12 protein-coding genes and 3 pseudogenes are annotated in these 13988 nt (G+C 58.2%); 10 read left to right on the forward strand and 5 right to left on the reverse strand.

The window, feature by feature from the left end:
• Positions 1-150 precede the first annotated feature (150 nt).
• Positions 151-1500: a KamA family radical SAM protein gene (locus ACYZUD_RS26235; RefSeq protein WP_462020810.1), complete on the forward strand. Its 1350-nt coding sequence runs from the start codon at positions 151-153 to the stop codon at positions 1498-1500.
• A 441-nt stretch (positions 1501-1941) separates the two neighbouring features.
• Here ACYZUD_RS26235 and ACYZUD_RS26240 read toward each other — a convergent pair whose 3' ends face one another.
• The gene (locus ACYZUD_RS26240) at positions 1942-2970 is read right to left on the reverse strand and encodes an IS110 family RNA-guided transposase (protein ID WP_448111180.1); all 1029 of its coding nucleotides are present in this window, start codon (positions 2968-2970) and stop codon (positions 1942-1944) included.
• Positions 2971-3200: 230 nt separating this feature from the next.
• On the opposite strand from ACYZUD_RS26240, the pseudogene ACYZUD_RS26245 reads away from it, so the two are divergent.
• Positions 3201-3317: pseudogene (locus tag ACYZUD_RS26245) on the forward strand (hypothetical protein); the annotation flags it as partial.
• 27 nt (positions 3318-3344) lie between these two features.
• Positions 3345-3527 (forward strand): annotated as a pseudogene (locus ACYZUD_RS26250) (helix-turn-helix domain-containing protein); the annotation flags it as partial.
• 110 nt (positions 3528-3637) lie between these two features.
• Here the strand turns inward: ACYZUD_RS26250 and ACYZUD_RS26255 are convergent.
• The 4 genes and pseudogenes from ACYZUD_RS26255 to ACYZUD_RS26270 form a co-directional block, all read right to left on the reverse strand.
• Positions 3638-4054, reverse strand: a complete 417-nt coding sequence (locus ACYZUD_RS26255; protein ID WP_462020811.1) for a DUF3010 family protein — start codon at positions 4052-4054, stop codon at positions 3638-3640.
• Positions 4055-4085: 31 nt separating this feature from the next.
• On the reverse strand, positions 4086-4409 hold the full coding sequence (locus ACYZUD_RS26260) for a helix-turn-helix domain-containing protein (protein WP_462020812.1): 324 nt from the start codon (positions 4407-4409) through the stop codon (positions 4086-4088).
• Positions 4393-4646: pseudogene (locus ACYZUD_RS26265) on the reverse strand (type II toxin-antitoxin system RelE family toxin). Before ACYZUD_RS26265 ends, ACYZUD_RS26260 begins: the two are co-directional and overlap by 17 nt.
• A gap of 210 nt (positions 4647-4856) precedes the next feature.
• On the reverse strand, positions 4857-5258 hold the full coding sequence (locus tag ACYZUD_RS26270; protein ID WP_462020813.1) for a lysozyme inhibitor LprI family protein: 402 nt from the start codon (positions 5256-5258) through the stop codon (positions 4857-4859).
• Positions 5259-5478: 220 nt separating this feature from the next.
• Between ACYZUD_RS26270 and ACYZUD_RS26275 the strand changes: the two genes are divergently transcribed.
• The 7 genes from ACYZUD_RS26275 (at position 5479) to ACYZUD_RS26305 (ending at position 13933) form a co-directional block, all read left to right on the forward strand.
• Positions 5479-6456: a dipeptidase gene (locus ACYZUD_RS26275; protein ID WP_008033250.1), complete on the forward strand. Its 978-nt coding sequence runs from the start codon at positions 5479-5481 to the stop codon at positions 6454-6456.
• Positions 6457-6534: 78 nt separating this feature from the next.
• Positions 6535-7065: a DUF5943 domain-containing protein gene (locus tag ACYZUD_RS26280; protein WP_007947752.1), complete on the forward strand. Its 531-nt coding sequence runs from the start codon at positions 6535-6537 to the stop codon at positions 7063-7065.
• A gap of 15 nt (positions 7066-7080) precedes the next feature.
• Positions 7081-9141: a dimethylglycine demethylation protein DgcA gene (gene dgcA, locus ACYZUD_RS26285; protein ID WP_462020814.1), complete on the forward strand. Its 2061-nt coding sequence runs from the start codon at positions 7081-7083 to the stop codon at positions 9139-9141.
• Positions 9142-9289: 148 nt separating this feature from the next.
• Complete coding sequence (dgcB, locus tag ACYZUD_RS26290) at positions 9290-11239, forward strand: dimethylglycine demethylation protein DgcB (protein ID WP_462020815.1); 1950 nt, start codon at positions 9290-9292, stop codon at positions 11237-11239.
• A complete protein-coding gene (gene etfA, locus ACYZUD_RS26295) occupies positions 11239-12459 on the forward strand; it encodes an electron transfer flavoprotein subunit alpha (RefSeq protein ID WP_462020816.1) in 1221 nt (406 codons plus the stop codon). The genes dgcB and etfA overlap by 1 nt, the downstream gene beginning before the upstream one ends.
• Before the next feature lie 15 nt (positions 12460-12474).
• Positions 12475-13245, forward strand: coding sequence for an electron transfer flavoprotein subunit beta (gene etfB, locus ACYZUD_RS26300; protein ID WP_462020817.1), 771 nt, complete (start codon positions 12475-12477; stop codon positions 13243-13245).
• A gap of 121 nt (positions 13246-13366) precedes the next feature.
• The gene (locus ACYZUD_RS26305) at positions 13367-13933 is read left to right on the forward strand and encodes a GNAT family N-acetyltransferase (protein ID WP_462020818.1); all 567 of its coding nucleotides are present in this window, start codon (positions 13367-13369) and stop codon (positions 13931-13933) included.
• Positions 13934-13988 lie beyond the last annotated feature (55 nt).

The following is a 13988-nucleotide window of genomic DNA, read 5'->3' on the forward strand; positions in this document are numbered from 1 at the left end:
AGGTGTTACTAGTGTGGAAACCGTTGTCGCTTGGAGGCTCCATGGTTTCATCAGATATTATTGTTGGTCCCGACATTTATTTTAGGTCAAGACAGCTCCATGTTTTATAGTCAGCAATGTTCTGCCCTAAAATTTTATTGGTCACTAATTATGCATACTATTGAAAATATAGCGGTAAGTGTTGAAAGCCTCACAGAAAAATTCGAGGTTGAACGTTTCAAGGTTTATACCTTGAATCAAATTGACCAGATTCCTCAGCTTGCTAAATTAGACCGCCGGACTATTTGGGCGATGAAGGTGGTGGCAAGCGTTCTTCCATTTCGAGTCAATGAATATGTTATCAAAGAATTGATCGACTGGAGCAATATTCCCAACGATCCTATATACCAGCTTACCTTTCCCCAGAAAGATATGCTGGATAACGAGTCTTTTGATCTAATAGCATCTTTATTTTTAAGGAATTCCGACCGCTCATCCTGTGAGGTCGCGATAAAAGCGGTTAGAGCTAGACTCAATCCCCATCCAGCAGGACAGCTGGAGCGTAATATTCCTTCACTGTCTGGCGTGACAGTAACGGGTGTCCAGCACAAATATCGTGAGACTGTGCTGTTTTTTCCAAGCGCTGGTCAGATTTGCCATAGCTACTGTACTTTTTGTTTCCGTTGGGCCCAATTCACGGGTGACCAATCTCTCAAGATTGCTGCTAAGGAAAACGCCCAGCTATTGGATTACCTTCGGGCCAACCCTAAAGTGACTGATGTTTTAATTACTGGCGGAGATCCGCTAGTTATGAAGACAAGCAATCTACGTGCTTACCTAGAACCTCTTTTGACGCCTGAATTCGAGCACATCCACACTATCCGAATTGGTACAAAGGCGCTTTCTTTCTGGCCTCAGCGGTTTGTGACTGACAGCGACGCAGGTGAACTTCTTGATCTATTTAGGAAGATCATCAACAGCGGTAAACACTTAGCGTTAATGGCTCATTATAATCATTGGGCGGAACTTGAGCCTGCCATTGCTCGAGAGGCTATTCTTCGTGTTCGACAAACAGGCGCTCAAATACGTAGCCAGGGCCCGTTGCTGGCTCATATCAATGACTCTGCTGACGTCTGGGTGCGACTCTGGCAGACGCAAATTCAACTAGGCATTATTCCTTACTATATGTTTATCGAGCGTGATACCGGGGCCCGCCGATATTTTGAAGTCCCTCTTGTATGTGCGTGGGAAATTTACCGGGACGCGGTCAAACAAGTTTCAGGTATTGCCAGGACTGCCCGAGGACCTTCGATGAGCGCAGATCCGGGGAAAGTTGAGGTCTGCGGTGTAGCTGAAATTCGAGGAGAAAAGGTGTTTGTTTTACGTTTTATCCAAGCACGAAACCCGGATTGGGTGCAGAGGCCATTCTTCGCACGATTTGATCCCGATGCTACGTGGTTCGATCAACTAAAACCGGCTTTTGGGGAGACTGCGTTCTTTTTCGAGAGGGAAGTTTCTTAACCCGTTTTTGCCAGCGTTGCCGCTGATGATCAAACTGCCAGCCTGGGACAATGTGCTCCCACTCAATACTCTGTGCGCGGTTTTCATGGATCCGCGTTTCATAACCGCAGGACGCGAGATCAACTGGTCGCGGTAGGAATGGCAGCCACCTGCCACCCCCGCACATACATGGACGCCCCCGGGTTGCCAAGCTTTCAATCTGTGACGGCTCAATGGTAGAGATTGCACTCATACATCCGGACTTTCGGTGCGGCGTTGCCGCTGTCCCTGATGGAATCCGCTGGCCGAGTTCTCAATAGATCCGTGTGCTCATGGCACGCTGTGCGGGTCAGATTTTCTTGGCCACGGTCTTACCAGTTTTGCCATCAATTCATGATCACCTGAGCAATCAATAGAGTTGGTCCGCTACGGGGTTAAGTTGACGTCTTCAAGCCGCTTCGATTACGCGACGACGGTCATGTAATCGGAGCGGAACTCGCGGTCACCGGCCAACAAGGCCCATATAATTCGGGCGTTTTTATTAGCCAGTGCAACGGCTGCCACATTGGCGTTACGCCGCTTAAGTAGCCGGCCAAGCCAGCTGTCAGAGATCTCTTTTCGCTGTGCTGCGTAGATCATCGACCGTGCACCCTGGATCAGTAGCGTCCGTAAATAGGAGTCCCCACGCTTACTCATCCCCAACAACACCGTCTTACCGCCAGTGGAGTTCTGCTTCGGCACCAGCCCAAGCCAAGCACTCACCTGTCGGCCATTCTTGAAACTCTTGGCATCGCCAAGAGAGGCTACCATCGCACTGGCCGTGATCGGCCCGATGCCTGGCATTTTGGCCAGCTTGCGGCTGTTTTCGTTCGCGCGATGCCAAGCGACAATTTGATTCTCGATCTCATGAACCTGATGATCGAACCCCTTCAATTGTTCCAGTAGACGCTGCACAAGCATACGAAACGAGCCCGGCAACTCGTTGCGCTCATCCTCAATAAACTCCGGTACGCGCTTGGCGATATGTGCGATGCCCTGTGGGATTACAAGACCAAATTCGGCTAGCAGCCCACGGATCTGATTAGCTTGCGCTGTCCGCGCCTTCACGAATCCTTGACGAACCCGATGCAGCGACAGCACGGCCTGTTGCTCAATGTCCTTGATCGGCACAAAACGCATGTTTGGCCGACCCACCGCTTCGCAGATCGCCTCAGCATCAGCTACATCGTTTTTGTTCGTTTTCACGTATGGCTTTACGAATTGCGGGGCCATCAGCCTCACATCGTGACCCAAACTGCGCAACTTGCGAGCCCAATGGTGGGCGCTTCCACAGGCCTCCATACCGATCAGACATTGCGGCATGATGGCAAAAAAGGTGGCGACCTGGTCGCGCTTGAGTTGCTTCCTCAGAACGGTCTTGCCATGTTCATTAACACCGTGCACCTGAAATACATTTTTCGCCAAGTCGATACCAACGGTCATAATTTTCATACCGGACGCTCCTCTTGGTTTGTGGTTTCTGAAGTCTTTCCACTATGGCATGTTGAGACCTCTGGTTTGTGGATGGGGGCGTCCATACCAATAGATCCGTACGTGCGGAATTACCGCATACGGCTCCTGCCTTGGGTTTTGAGTAAGCGCTCCACACCCCACCGACTTCAATGTGAGCAGCCCGCTCAACTATTCGCGCGTTCTTTGACACCATCGATCACGAGTGGATGATGTGCTTTCTGCAACACCGAATCGCGGATCGACGGGTGTTAGCGTTTATAGTCCGATGGCTGCGTACAGTTGTTCTTGAAAACGGAAAGCGAACTCCTGCGAAGCAGGGCACACCACAAGGTGCGCCTATTTCACCGCTTTTAGCCAATATCTATCTGCGCTTGCGGCTGGAAAAAGCGCGGCAGTTGCTGCGACAGACGGACATGAGTGTGCTGGAGGTCAGCATCGCGTGCGGGTTTGAATCACCGTCGTATTTCACCCGCAGTTATCGGGCACGGTTTGAGTGTTGTCCCCGGGAAGACCGCCGACAAACCCAGAAAGCTTGACGCTGATTCCAGTAGGAGCCGGCTTGCCGGCGATGGGCGCGACGCGGTGTTCCTGCCAAACCGAGTTGCCCCCATCGCCGGCAAGCCGGCTCCTACAGGATGTGTGTCAGTTATTTCTTCACTAATGCCGAGCACGCAGCTTTGTAAGCCTCATGCTGATACTTGTTCAACGTCGCCGGCAGCGCAAAATCAAACTTCTTGTTCTGCGCATTGATCGTCTGCGGCGACAGCAGCGTCACCTCGCAACTCTCCAGCAACTGAAAAACCCCCTCGATCTTGAACGTAGTCGGCCCGCCGGCAAATTCGCCTTTCTTGCTGCGCTTCTTGATCGCGATCCGGTCAATGGAATTCTCCCGCACAAACGAAGCCACATGAGCAGCAAAGATTTTAACGTTGGCGGCCTCGTCGTCATCGTCGAGGGCAATCTTCTTGGTGGCCAGCGCCACGTGGCTCAACACCTGACCATCGAGGGACGCCACGGCGATGATCGCTTCGCTGCCTTTGATTTCGATACCGCAGATTTTCATTTCGATCCCTTTCACAATGGTTGTGTGCAGCCTACAGTTCAAGCTGATTGGCCGTGATACCAAACGCCGTGGCAATTTTCTCGCGAGTTGCCCTGCGCGGCTTCGCGACGGTCTCTTGCTGGGCAAAAGCCGGTTGAGAGATGCCCATGCGTTTGGCCACTTCATCCTGTGTAAGGTTCAAGTGTTCGCGCCAGGCGCGGATCGGCGTTGCGCCATCAACGATTCGACTGACCACCTCATGAGGGATCAGGTCGGGCTCAGTTTTTTGTGCCACGTATTGCGCGTAAGGAATGACCACGAACGCGGGGTTTCCGTCTGCGTCATTGATGATTTGAACGTCAGTAGGTGCGTTCATCGCGTTTTTTGACCTCTTGAATACTGACCACTTTGATTGCGCCATCCCAGTCGAAAATGACTCGATAGTTACCCACACGAAGTCGATAGGCGTAGTCATGACCGACCAGTGCTTTGACATTGCCTATATCAGGCATGCTGGCCAGCGTCGAAACGGCATCACGAACCTGACTCTGGTGAGCGGTATGCAATTTCAGAAGCTGTTTAACGGCCTTCGAGTCCAGTGAATGCTGTTTATGGAGGATATAAGTCTTTTATAAGATTTGCGAATCTTTACTTATATTTTTATGTCGGCCAATTAACGAAGCATGTCGGGATGTTGCTCGACCAACAGGGTCTGCTCGGGGAGTAGGGAGCGCTGTAGGCCAGGTCAGCCAAGTCTGTGGGAAAGGTCATTTTTGGTTGTCGAAAGCTGGCACCCTTGCCAGCGATCAACACACGAATAACTTCACTCCTGCCCAATCGACTCCAAAAACTCCGACCGCTCATCACTCATCCGTGCCACGCAATCATTTTGCGCAATGGTGAACGCCTTGCTGCCGCTGGTCGCCGGGAACGCTTCCACCGCGCAATCCGCATCCCGGGTCTTCAGCCACTGCTGCTGAGCGGCCTTGAGCTTGGCGGTGATGTCAGCCAGTTGCGTCGGGTTCTTGCCGTAGGCCGTTTGCAAGCGTTCGGTCAGACCCTGGTAGTTATCTTTGAGCAGGTCTTCAGCGGTGGTTTTGCTGTAGACCGAGCATTCCAGGGTCTGGACGTCGTTTTCGACCGCATCGCAGGGGTTGTTGTCGGACTCTTCTGCCGCCTGTACGCCGGTCGCTATCAGTGCCAAAGCCAGGAAGATCGATTTCATTGCGTCGCCCTAAATCCATTGATGCGGCGAATTCTGGCCCAAGCGGACGGCGTTGAACAGGTAGGTGATGAGGCCTGTTGACGACCCTTTGTCGCGGATTGACGCTTTCGGCAAACCCCCTGTCGTTTTTGCACCCGGCTGCCCCGTCCCTCAGGCATATGCTGGCCCCAAAGCGCCGGCACACGATTCGGCGCATGAATCGCTAATAGGGGACAGCCTGATGAGCCCAGCCGAATTGCACGCCGACAGCATCGTTATCGACGGGCTGATTATTGCCAAGTGGAACCGCGAGCTGTTTGAAGACATGCGCAAGGGCGGTCTGACCGCGGCCAACTGCACCGTGTCGGTGTGGGAGGGCTTCCAGGCCACCGTCAACAATATCGCCGCCAGCCAGAAGCTGATTCGCGAGAACAGCGACCTGGTGATTCCGGTGCGCACCACCGCCGACATCCGCAAGGCCAAGGAGCAGGGCAAGACCGGCATCCTCTTCGGCTTCCAGAATGCCCACGCCTTTGAAGACCAGATCGGTTACGTCGAGGTGTTCAAGCAGTTGGGCGTCGGTATCGTGCAGATGTGCTACAACACCCAGAACCTGGTCGGTACCGGCTGCTACGAGCGCGATGGCGGCCTGTCGGGTTTCGGTCGTGAAATCGTCGCCGAGATGAACCGTGTCGGTGTCATGTGCGACCTGTCCCACGTGGGTTCGAAAACCTCCGAAGAAGTCATCCTCGAATCGAAGAAGCCGGTGTGCTACTCGCACTGCCTGCCGTCGGGTCTGAAAATTCACCCGCGCAACAAGTCCGATGAAGAACTGAAATTCATTGCCGACCACGGCGGTTTCGTCGGTGTGACCATGTTCGCGCCGTTCCTGGCCAAGGGCATCGATTCGACCATCGACGATTACGCCGAAGCGATCGAATACACCATGAACATCGTTGGCGAAGACGCCATCGGCATCGGCACCGACTTCACCCAGGGCCATGGCCAGGACTTCTTCGAGTACCTGACCCATGACAAGGGCTACGCCCGCCGCCTGACCAGCTTCGGCAAGATCATCAACCCGCTGGGCATCCGCACCGTCGGCGAGTTCCCGAACCTGACCGAAACCCTGCTCAAGCGCGGCCATTCCGAGCGCGTGGTCCGCAAGATCATGGGCGAGAACTGGGTCAACGTCCTCAAGGACGTCTGGGGCGAATAAGCCACCGCACCTCTGAATCCTTTCCCCCGACCGTCCGTGCCGGGGGCAACACCACGAATTTTCTGGAGTTAAGTTTCCATGGCCAAGATCGCCCCGCAATTGCCAATCGAAGTCGACAGCGAAACCGGTGTCTGGACCTCCGACGCCCTGCCGATGCTGTACGTGCCGCGTCACTTCTTCGTCAACAACCACATGGGCATCGAGGAAGTGCTGGGCGCCGAAGCCTACGCCGAGATCCTCTACAAGGCCGGCTACAAATCCGCCTGGCACTGGTGTGAAAAAGAAGCCGAATGCCACGGCCTGGAAGGCGTCGCGGTGTTCGAGCACTACATGAAGCGCCTGTCGCAACGCGGCTGGGGCCTGTTCAAGATCCAGGACATTGACCTCGACAAAGGCACTGCCAGCGTCAAGCTTGAACACTCGGCGTTCGTCTACGTGTACGGCAAGGTCGGGCGCAAGGTCGACTACATGTTCACGGGCTGGTTCGCCGGTGCCATGGACCAGATTCTGCAAGCCCGCGGCAGCAAGATTCGCACCGTTGCCGAACAAGTCTACGGTGGCTCCGAAGAAGGCCACGACGACGGTTTGTTCACCGTCAAGCCGTTGTAAGTCGAGGACCCCGCCATGGCTTTCGAAGCAATGTTCCAGCCGATCCAGATCGGCAAGCTGACCATCCGTAACCGCGTGCTCAGCACCGCGCACGCCGAGGTCTATGCCACCGACGGCGGCATGACCACCGACCGGTACGTCAAGTATTACGAAGAGAAAGCCAAGGGCGGGATCGGCCTGGCGATTTGCGGCGGTTCCTCCAGTGTGGCCATCGACAGCCCGCAAGGCTGGTGGAAGTCGGTCAACCTGGCTGACGACCGGATCATTCCGCACTTCCAGAACCTGGCCGACGCCATGCACAAGCATGGCGCCAAGATCATGATCCAGATTACCCACATGGGACGACGTTCGCGTTGGGACGGCGAGCATTGGCCAACCCTGCTGTCGCCATCGGGTATCCGTGAACCGGTGCACCGCGCGACCTGCAAAACCATCGAGCCGGAAGAAATCTGGCGGGTGATCGGCAACTACGCCAGCGCTGCCGCGCGCGCCAAGGCTGGTGGCCTCGATGGCGTCGAATTGTCTGCTGTGCACCAGCACATGATCGACCAGTTCTGGAGCCCGCGGGTCAACAAACGTACCGACGAATGGGGTGGCAGCTTCGAAAACCGCATGCGTTTCGGCCTGGAAGTGCTGAAGGCTGTGCGGGCTGAAGTCGGCCCGGATTTCTGCGTCGGCATTCGCCTGTGCGGTGACGAATTCCACCCGGACGGCTTGTCCCACGAGGACATGAAGCAGATCGCCAAGTACTACGACGACACCGGCATGATCGACTTCATCGGCGTCGTGGGTTCGGGTTGCGACACCCACAACACCCTGGCCAACGTTATTCCGAACATGAGTTATCCACCGGAGCCGTTCCTGCACCTGGCGGCCGGTATCAAGGAAGTGGTCAAGGCCCCAGTGCTGCACGCGCAGAACATCAAGGACCCGAACCAGGCGACCCGTATTCTGGAAGGTGGCTACGTGGACATGGTCGGCATGACCCGCGCCCACATCGCCGACCCGCACCTGATCGCCAAGATCAAGATGGGCCAGGTCGACCAGATCAAACAATGCGTCGGCGCCAACTACTGCATCGACCGTCAGTACCAGGGTCTGGACGTCTTGTGCATCCAGAACGCCGCCACCTCCCGTGAGTACATGGGCGTGCCGCACATCATCGAGAAGTCGACCGGTGTGAAGCGCAAAGTCGTGGTGGTCGGTGCCGGTCCTGCCGGGATGGAAGCGGCTCGCGTATCGGCTGAACGTGGCCACGACGTGACCCTGTTCGAGAAGAAAGAATTCATCGGCGGGCAGATCACCACCGCCTCGAAAGCCCCCCAACGGGACCAGATTGCCGGTATCACGCGCTGGTTCCAGTTAGAGCTGGCGCGTCTGAAAGTTGACCTGCGCCTGGGCGTGGCGGCTGATGCCGCAACCATTCTCGACCTGCGCCCGGACGTGGTGGTGCTCGCCGTCGGCGGCCATCCATTCCTGGAGCAGAACGAACACTGGGGCGCGGCTGAAGGCCTGGTGGTCAGCAGCTGGGACATCCTCGACGGCAAGGTCGCGCCGGGCAAGAACGTGCTGGTCTACGACACCATCTGCGAGTTCACCGGGATGTCGACCGCCGACTTCCTTGCCGACAAGGGTAGCCAGGTCGAGATCGTCACCGACGACATCAAGCCGGGCGTGGCGATTGGCGGTACGTCGTTCCCGACGTACTACCGCAGCATGTACCCGAAAGAAGTGATCATGACCGGCGACATGATGCTGGAGAAGGTCTACCGCGAAGGCGACAAGCTGGTGGCGGTACTGGAGAACGAATACACCGGCGCCAAAGAGGAGCGGGTGGTGGACCAGGTGGTCGTCGAAAACGGTGTCCGTCCGGACGAAGAAATCTACTACGCCCTGAAGGAAGGCTCGCGCAACAAAGGCCAGATGGACATCGAAGCTTTGTTCGCGATCAAGCCACAACCTTCGCTGAGCCAGGCGGGCGACGGTTACTTGCTGTTCCGCATCGGCGACTGCGTGGCCCAGCGCAACACCCACGCGGCGATCTACGACGCGCTGCGGTTGTGCAAGGATTTCTAAGTCGCTGACGCACCCCCTGTAGGAGCTGCCGAAGGCTGCGATCTTTTGATCTTTGTATGTCGCGCCTCATGAAGATCAAAAGATCGCAGCCTGCGGTAGCTCCTACGCCGACCGCGTTTCTCCAAGATGTACTGGTGGGAGCTTCACCATGTTGAACACCCTTCTTCCAATCCTGTTGTTCGCTGCCCTGGGCCTTGCGGTTCTGGGCGCGTTGCGGCGGGTGGCTATGTGGCGCCGGGGTCGAGCCTCCAAGGTCGATTTGATCGGCGGCCTGTTCGCCATGCCCAAGCGCTACATGGTCGATTTGCACCATGTTGTCGCGCGTGACAAATACATCGCCAACACCCACGTCGCCACGGCCGGTGGTGCGGTGGCGTCCATTGTGCTGGCGATTCTGGTGCACGGTTTTGGCCTGCATAACCGCATCCTCGGCTATGCACTGCTGTTGATGACGGTGGTGATGTTCGTCGGCGCGATCTTCGTTTACCTGCGTCGGCGCAACCCGCCGGCCCGCCTGTCCAAAGGGCCGTGGATGCGCTTGCCGAAAAGCCTGCTGGCGTTCTCTGCGAGCTTCTTCCTGTTGACCCTGCCGGTCGCCGGCATCCTTCCGCAAGACTTCGGTGGCTGGGTGGTGGCAGCGATCCTCGGCGTCGGTGTGCTGTGGGGTGTCAGCGAGCTGTTCTTCGGCATGACCTGGGGCGGGCCGATGAAGCACGCCTTCGCCGGTGCCCTGCACCTGGCCTGGCACCGTCGCGCCGAACGTTTTGGTGGCGGTCGTTCCACCGGTTTGAAACCGCTGGACCTCAACGATCCCACCGCGCCGCTGGGCGTGGAAAAACCCAAGGATTTCACCTGGAACCAACTGCTGGGCTTCGACGCCTGCGTGCAGTGCGGTAAATGCGAAGCCGCGTGCCCGGCGTTCGCCGCCGGCCAACCGCTGAACCCGAAAAAACTGATTCAGGACATGGTCGTCGGCCTTGCCGGTGGCACCGATGCCAAATTCGCTGGCAGCCCGTATCCGGGCAAGGCGATCGGCGAGCACGCCGGTAACCCGCATCAACCGATCGTCAACGGTCTGGTGGACGCCGAAACCCTGTGGTCCTGCACCACGTGCAGGGCCTGCGTCGAGGAATGCCCGATGATGATCGAGCACGTCGATGCCATCGTCGACATGCGCCGCCATCTGACCCTGGAAAAAGGCGCGACCCCGAACAAGGGTGCCGAAGTCCTGGAAAACCTGATCGCCACCGACAACCCTGGCGGCTTCGCCCCGGGCGGGCGGATGAACTGGGCGGCGGATTTGAACCTCAATCTGATGAGCGAGAAGAAGTCTGTCGACGTGCTGTTCTGGGTCGGCGACGGTGCCTTCGACATGCGCAACCAGCGCACTCTGCGCGCCTTCGTTAAAGTGCTGAAAGCGGCCAAGGTCGACTTCGCGGTGCTGGGCCTGGAAGAACGCGACAGTGGTGACGTGGCCCGGCGTCTGGGGGACGAAGCGACCTTCCAGCTGTTGGCCAAACGCAACATCCAGACCCTGGCCAAGTACAGCTTCAACCGCATCGTCACCTGCGACCCGCATAGCTTCCACGTGCTGAAAAACGAGTATGGCGCCTTCGACGGCAACTATCTCGTGCAGCACCACAGCACCTACATGGCGGAAATCATCGGCGCTGGCGCGTTGAACCTCGGCCAGCACAAAGGCACCAGCGTGACGTATCACGACCCGTGCTACCTCGGCCGCTACAACGGCGAATACGAGGCGCCGCGGGAAGTGCTGCGTGCCCTGGGCATCGAGATCAAGGAAATGCAACGCTCCGGTTTCCGTTCTCGCTGCTGTGGCGGCGGTGGCGGCGCGCCGATCACTGACATTCCGGGCAAACAACGGATCCCCGACATGCGCATGGAAGACATCCGCGAAACCGGCGCAGAACTGGTGGCCGTGGGTTGTCCACAATGCACCGCGATGCTCGAAGGCGTGGTCGAACCGCGGCCGCTGATCAAGGACATCGCCGAACTGGTGGCGGACGCGTTGCTCGAAGACGCTGCGCCGAGTAAGCCGACCACACCGGCCCAACGTGAACCTGCGGAGGCCCACTGATGAGCGACATTATCCGCCGCGACCCACGCGCCGAATGGATTGCCCGCAACCGTCTGCACCCGCTGCACGCGGCCATGCAACCGGCGCAGCACAGCTGGATGGGCCCGAACGGCGTCATCCGCAAGAATCTGCATGGCATCGGTTTTATCGGCCCCAACGGCATCAAACGGATCGACCGCAGCGGCGCTCAACAGGGCGGGGCGACCAAACGCTCGGCCGTGGTTGAAGTGCTGTTGCCGCTGCATCAAGTGCCTGCACCTGCGTTTTACATCAGCGTCGTGCCGGACATGGTCGGTGGCCGCTTGAGCAGCCACGACCGCGATTTGTTGGGCCTGGCGCATCAATTGGCCGGCAAGGACGGCGCGGTGTTGGCCGTCGTTTTCGGTGAACACAAGGAAAACGCCTTCGCCACCGCTGGCGTCGATCGCTTGCTGGTACTGGAAGGCGACGAATTCAGCGGTTATGCACCGGAGCAACGGGTTCAGGGCCTGCGGGCTGTGGATAACCAGTTCAGCCCTCGCCATTGGTTGCTGCCTGACAGCCGCAGCGGTGGCGGCGAACTCGGCCGGCGCTTTGCTGCTGCGCTGGGCGAACGCCCGGCCACGCGGGTCTGGCAGGTCAAGGATCAGGAGTGTATCGGCCGCGCCGGCGCTGGGTTACAGGACCTTGCGCGTCCAGTCGCACGCTTGATTCTGGCCGCTGCCGAATGCGCCGAACCGGTCAGCGAAACCCGTCACGAAGCGTTGCCGGTGGAGTTATCCACAGCCGTGGCTCGCAGTCTGTCGCGCATCGAAGATTTGGGCGCGGTGGCTGTGGACCCGGCGGCGATCCCTATGGCCGAAGCCGAGTTCATTTTCTCCGGCGGCAACGGGGTCAAGGACTGGGGACTTTTCCACAGGACCGCCGAAGCCCTGGGCGCGACCGAAGGTGCGTCCCGCGTGGCAGTGGACGACGGGTTCATGGCGCGCGATCGTCAGGTCGGTGCGTCCGGCACCTGGGTCACTGCGCGGGTCTATGTGGCCGTGGGGATTTCCGGGGCGATCCAGCACCTGCAAGGCATTGGTGCCTGCGACAAGGTGGTGGCGATCAACCTCGATCCGGGTTGCGACATGATCAAACGGGCCGACCTGTCGGTGATCGGCGAGAGTGCCGAGATTCTTCAAGCCTTGATCGATGCGGTAGAGGCTTACCGCAACGAAGCCAAGCGCGATGCGGCTTAAGGAAAGGAAAGGGTTATGAGCACGAAAATCATCAGCCTGGTGTCCATCGGCGCCCACCCGACCTCCGGCCGGCCACGTCGTGCGGAGCAGGATGCGCGGGCGGTGGAGTTGGGCCTGCAACTGGCTGGGGATAACCTGCAAGTGCTGCATGCCGGAGACGTCGCAGAACCGGCGTTGCGCGCGTATCTGGGCATGGGCCTGGAACAGCTGCACGTGCTGGAACAACCGAAAGGCGCCGATGCGCTACCGGCGCTGACCGCGTATTTGCGCGACGCCGGGGCGCAGGTCGTACTGACCGGCAGCCAGGCGGAAACGGGTGAAGGCTCGGGCATGCTGCCATTCCTGCTCGCGGAAAGCCTCGGCTGGCCGCTGGTGGTGGGGTTGGCTCAGGTCGAGTCCATCGACGGCAGTTCGGCGTTGGTGCTGCAAGCCTTGCCACGCGGTCAGCGCCGCCGTTTGAAAGTGCGTCTGCCGTTTCTCGCGACGGTGGATAACGCTGCGCCAAAACCCCGGCAGAGCGCCTACGGCCCGGCCCGGCGCGGGGTGTTGCAGGCGGATGAAGTCGAAGTGATCGACGATGAACTGTTGGCAGTTGCCACGCTGCAACCGGCCAAGCCACGGCCTAAACGCTTGAAAGTGATCAAGGCCAAGAGCGGCGCGGACCGGATGAAAGCGGCGACGGCCAAGGCCAGCGGTGGCGGCGGGCAGGTGCTCAAAGGCGTGACGGCGCAAGCGGGTGCCGAGGCGATTCTCAAGTTGCTGATCGAAGAAGGCGTAGTTCGCTAACCGATAGTCAGCGCACATCCAATGTGGGAGCGAGCCTGCTCGCGAATGCAGCCTGTCAGTCACATTGATGTTGGATATAACGACTTCTTCGCGAGCAGGCTCGCTCCCACAGGGAAAAATAATGGCAGTTGAGTTTCGTTCGGCGGTGCGAGCGGATGCGCGGGATATTGCTCGTTTGTTTCAGATTTCATCAGAGGGCGCTTCGGATTACATCTGGAGCCAACTGGCGCAGCCCGGCCAGGATCTGTTGGATGTAGGCGCCAGTCGTTATGCCCGTGATGACGTGGATTTTTCCTGGCAGAACTGCCTGATTGCAGAGTCGGGCGGCCAAGTCATCGGGATGATGCACAGTTACGTGATGCGTCACGATCCGCAGGCGGAGTCGACAACCGATCCCGTGCTGGCGCCGTACGCCACGCTGGAAATCCCCGACACCCTCTATATTTCCAGCCTGGCGTTGCACGAGGGCTGGCGAAATCAGGGCCTGGGCAAGCAATTCCTCGCCTACGCCTATGACCGTGCCAATCAGCTCGGGCTCAACGGCTTGAGCCTGATCGACTACGCCGCGAACACCGGCGCTCGGCGGTTTTACGAACGACACGGCTTTCGTATCGTCGACACCTGCCAGATCACGCCCCACCCGATGATTCGGGTCACGGGTGAAGCCTATCTGATGTATCGACCGTAGGGCCGGATCCTGCCCCAAGGGGCTGTCCAGGACGGTCCCTGTTCCCCTCGAATCA

The sequence above is a fragment of the Pseudomonas sp. XS1P51 genome (assembly GCF_054897845.1).

Excerpts from the sequence above, each read along its gene's own strand:
- ACYZUD_RS26235 (WP_462020810.1), top strand. The coding sequence starts at position 151 with ATGCATACTATTGAAAATATAGCGGTAAGTGTTGAAAGCCTCACAGAA.
- ACYZUD_RS26240 (WP_448111180.1), bottom strand. The coding sequence starts at position 2,970 with ATGAAAATTATGACCGTTGGTATCGACTTGGCGAAAAATGTATTTCAG.
- ACYZUD_RS26255 (WP_462020811.1), bottom strand. The coding sequence starts at position 4,054 with ATGAAAATCTGCGGTATCGAAATCAAAGGCAGCGAAGCGATCATCGCC.
- ACYZUD_RS26260 (WP_462020812.1), bottom strand. The coding sequence starts at position 4,409 with ATGAACGCACCTACTGACGTTCAAATCATCAATGACGCAGACGGAAAC.
- ACYZUD_RS26270 (WP_462020813.1), bottom strand. The coding sequence starts at position 5,258 with ATGAAATCGATCTTCCTGGCTTTGGCACTGATAGCGACCGGCGTACAG.
- ACYZUD_RS26275 (WP_008033250.1), top strand. The coding sequence starts at position 5,479 with ATGAGCCCAGCCGAATTGCACGCCGACAGCATCGTTATCGACGGGCTG.
- ACYZUD_RS26280 (WP_007947752.1), top strand. The coding sequence starts at position 6,535 with ATGGCCAAGATCGCCCCGCAATTGCCAATCGAAGTCGACAGCGAAACC.
- dgcA (WP_462020814.1), top strand. The coding sequence starts at position 7,081 with ATGGCTTTCGAAGCAATGTTCCAGCCGATCCAGATCGGCAAGCTGACC.
- dgcB (WP_462020815.1), top strand. The coding sequence starts at position 9,290 with ATGTTGAACACCCTTCTTCCAATCCTGTTGTTCGCTGCCCTGGGCCTT.
- etfA (WP_462020816.1), top strand. The coding sequence starts at position 11,239 with ATGAGCGACATTATCCGCCGCGACCCACGCGCCGAATGGATTGCCCGC.
- etfB (WP_462020817.1), top strand. The coding sequence starts at position 12,475 with ATGAGCACGAAAATCATCAGCCTGGTGTCCATCGGCGCCCACCCGACC.
- ACYZUD_RS26305 (WP_462020818.1), top strand. The coding sequence starts at position 13,367 with ATGGCAGTTGAGTTTCGTTCGGCGGTGCGAGCGGATGCGCGGGATATT.